General features: G+C 50.6%; 5 protein-coding genes and 2 tRNA genes. All 7 read left to right on the top strand.

Going from position 1 to position 2,984, the window contains the following annotated elements; all coding sequences use genetic code 11:
* Nucleotides 1-462: 462 nt before the first annotated feature.
* Nucleotides 463-532 (top strand) — tRNA-Ala (locus Q0Z94_RS11630).
* Between the two features lie 228 nt (nucleotides 533-760).
* Nucleotides 761-836: transfer RNA gene (locus Q0Z94_RS11625), tRNA-Thr, on the top strand.
* A 74-nt stretch (nucleotides 837-910) separates the two neighbouring features.
* Nucleotides 911-1,078 carry a hypothetical protein gene (locus Q0Z94_RS11620; RefSeq protein WP_298069881.1) on the top strand — a complete coding sequence of 56 codons (168 nt, stop codon included), beginning with the start codon at nucleotides 911-913 and terminating at the stop codon, nucleotides 1,076-1,078.
* Nucleotides 1,075-1,212, top strand: coding sequence for a hypothetical protein (locus tag Q0Z94_RS11615; RefSeq protein ID WP_298069879.1), 138 nt, complete (start codon nucleotides 1,075-1,077; stop codon nucleotides 1,210-1,212). Before Q0Z94_RS11620 ends, Q0Z94_RS11615 begins: the two co-directional genes overlap by 4 nt.
* Nucleotides 1,213-1,306: 94 nt before the next feature.
* Nucleotides 1,307-1,579, top strand: coding sequence for a hypothetical protein (locus Q0Z94_RS11610; protein WP_298069877.1), 273 nt, complete (start codon nucleotides 1,307-1,309; stop codon nucleotides 1,577-1,579).
* Nucleotides 1,580-1,595: 16 nt separating this feature from the next.
* Nucleotides 1,596-2,300 (top strand): site-specific DNA-methyltransferase, encoded by a 705-nt coding sequence (locus Q0Z94_RS11605; protein WP_298069875.1) that lies wholly within the window; start codon nucleotides 1,596-1,598, stop codon nucleotides 2,298-2,300.
* Between the two features lie 16 nt (nucleotides 2,301-2,316).
* On the top strand, nucleotides 2,317-2,984 hold a 668-nt coding region (locus tag Q0Z94_RS11600; protein WP_298069874.1), incomplete at its 3' end, for a phage portal protein.

Genomic DNA, 2,984 nt, shown 5'->3' with positions numbered 1-2,984 from the left:
CGCAGTATCGGGCACTCCTTTCTCTCTAGCACGGCTGGGCTTGTGTGTTGACCCAGCCGTGCGCATATGCCGCCGTTTTCTGCGTGAGGGGAGCGGGGGCCACGATTATCGCCGGTTGAGAAATGCCCCGATAAACTGGGTGTCCGAGTACCTTCCGGCGAACATGCCGCCCCGAAGTACAAGGGGAAAATTGCCGCTGGCCAGTGAAACGCCGAATGGCGCGTAGCTAGCTTGACAACGGCGATAATGCTGGCAGACGTGCCACCCGTGAGAGCCGGGCGTGTAGTAAGACCGGGACGAACGGTAGCCCTACCAACCCACGGGCGATAAGCCGGGGACAGTGTGCGGTGGCGGAATAAGACGCGAACTAAGGGGTTGCGGGTGGAGTAGTCGCTGAAATAGAGTTGGCACTTCCGAGACACCTGCCTGCATGGGTGCAAGTCCCATGCCCGCACATTTTATGCCGCTGTAGTTCAAGTAGAACGGTAGCCTTGCGAGGCGGATGTTGGTGGTTCAAATCCACCCAGCGGCAAACAAGAGGCAAGGCGGTGACGACCGCTTTGCTGACGCCGGTCAACGCTTGCCTGTTGCGGTCGTCCCCTCGGAACGGCTGAAAGACGGAAAACAGGCATCTATGCCTCCGTTCGGCGCATGAACCGGGCGGAGGCACCAACGGACTGCCGGAGAACACCAGGGCGCTCCAATCAGCACCAGAGAAACAGTTAAGACACTCGGTAGTGGTGCCGGAGTCCGTTTATCTGCTGTCATAGCTCAGTTGGTAGAGCCGCCGTCTTGTAATCGGCAGGTCGTGGGTTCGATCCCCACCGGCAGCTCCAGAGTGAGCCGCTACTCAGTGCGGAACGGAAAAAACGGAGTGCTCCTGCCGGGAGTGGGGCGCAAGGAGGGAATCATGGAGGCAATCGAAGGAATGTGCTGTGATTGTGTTCATGGTGGCCCATGTTGTGATTTCAGCGAAAACCAGGAATGCCCGTTTTACAAAGAGAACGGTGGTTGCTGGGAACCATGCTATGAAAGTATGGAATCAACAGCAAAAGGAAATGGCTGGGTGATGCTTTGAAATACCAGATATCCGAAAAGGACAAAGCCGCCATTGAAAAGGCGATCAACCGTGCAGGCGCGACAGAGGCCGTTGTGAAGGTCGAAAAGGGCGATGTCGTTGTCCTGATGGTGGAGAAAAAGAAAATAACGTGAGCGCCCGTGCAGGGGCACGGGAAGAGAGGACCACAGGGTCAGTTGTCGAGGAATACTCGGTAGCTGGCCCTTTTTTGTTTGTCTGGAGGTACGCATGGAATCGAACTATAAGAAGGACTACATTGATTATTCTGTCGAAGCCCTTGTTCAGTTCAGACATGCCTATTGCGTAGACCATGATGCTAAAAATTATTTCCATAGATGCAAAGAGTGTCCTTTTTCCGACGAAGAAAAGAATTGCAGAGTAAAAATGTTTCTGAATCAATACACAGATTATATTCAAGTCGAAACACCACCAAAAACATGGTGTATGCACGAAAAGAATCTTGATATGTATTCAAAAGCAAGAAAATTGAAAATCCAATGAAGTGAGAGAGGTACGCATGGAACTGTGGCAAGGAGACTGTCTGGAACTGATGAAGAACATTCCGGACGGGTCGGTGGATATGGTGCTGTGCGACCTTCCTTTTGGTGTTACAAGAAATTCTTGGGATGTTGCTATTCCTTTTAACGACTTGTGGAACCAATACAAGAGGATATGTAAGCCAAATGCAGCTATCGTGTTGAACTGTCAAGAACCCTTCACATCAGAACTTATTGTAAGCAACAAGAAGGATTTCAAGTACAAGTGGACGTGGGCGAAAGGCCAGGTATCCGGTTTTTTGAACGCGAAAAAGCAACCGCTAAGAAATTGTGAAGATATTGCAGTTTTTTATTCCAAACAATGCACTTATAATCCTCAGATGCGAAAAGGCAAACCAAAGAAAAAAGCAACCGGTCTTAAAACAAGCAATTACGGAAAATTTACGGATAGGCCGCACATTTCAGATACTTATTACCCAACGACACTGCTTGAATTTTCCTTGCCTCGTTTTAAGGAAGGGCACCCAACACAAAAGCCAATCTCTCTGCTCGAATATCTAATAAAGACATACACCAATCCCGGAGAGACAGTGTTGGACAACTGCATGGGTTCGGGTTCCACAGGTGTTGCGTGTGTCAACACTGGACGGGATTTCATCGGAATTGAACTTGACGAGACGTATTTTGAGATAGCAAAAAAGAGAATCGAAGAAGCGGGGAGGTGAGCCAGTGGACGATGATATGGACATGGAACAAGAGGAGCGGGCGGTCACGCCGAGAGGCATCAAGAACTCAAACGCCAATGGCCGGGACGCTACGCTGGCTACGCCTCAGTTGGACGGCAGGCAAGTTATTTACTCCGATGTAGAGGCCGTTACACGCAGCAATGTAGTCCAGGTGTTGGATGACGCGCTGATGGTCCACATGGGGAACCGGGCGGAGATTGAATTTTTATATAATTACGTCCGAGGAAACCAGCCGATCCTTGAAAGAGTGAAGGACGTTCGGCCAGAAATTTGCAACCGCATCGTAATTAACAGAGCAAATGAAATTGTCGTTTTTAAGACCGCAAGCTTCCTCGGAGAGCCGTTGCAGTATGTTTCCCGTGGGGCAGATCAATCAGTTCCGCAAAAAATAGAAAAGCTTAACTCCATGATGATAAGCGAAAGTAAGGCAAGTAAGGATATGCGGCTTGCCTACTGGATGTTCACATGCGGCGTTGGCTACCGTCTGGTCCTGCGTGACAAGGCGGAGGCGTACATGGCCGATGAGCTGTACGATGAGGCCCCGTTTGAGATTTACACGCTGGACCCGCGCAACACGTTCGTCATCCGCAGGAACGACGTGACGGAGCGCGTCATCGCTGGTGTGACGTTTACATTCCGGGACGATTACACTGTCAAGTACAC

This window comes from uncultured Mailhella sp., assembly GCF_947631555.1.
Lineage (GTDB): Bacteria > Desulfobacterota > Desulfovibrionia > Desulfovibrionales > Desulfovibrionaceae > Mailhella.
This window is presented reverse-complemented; position numbering and strand designations above follow the sequence as displayed.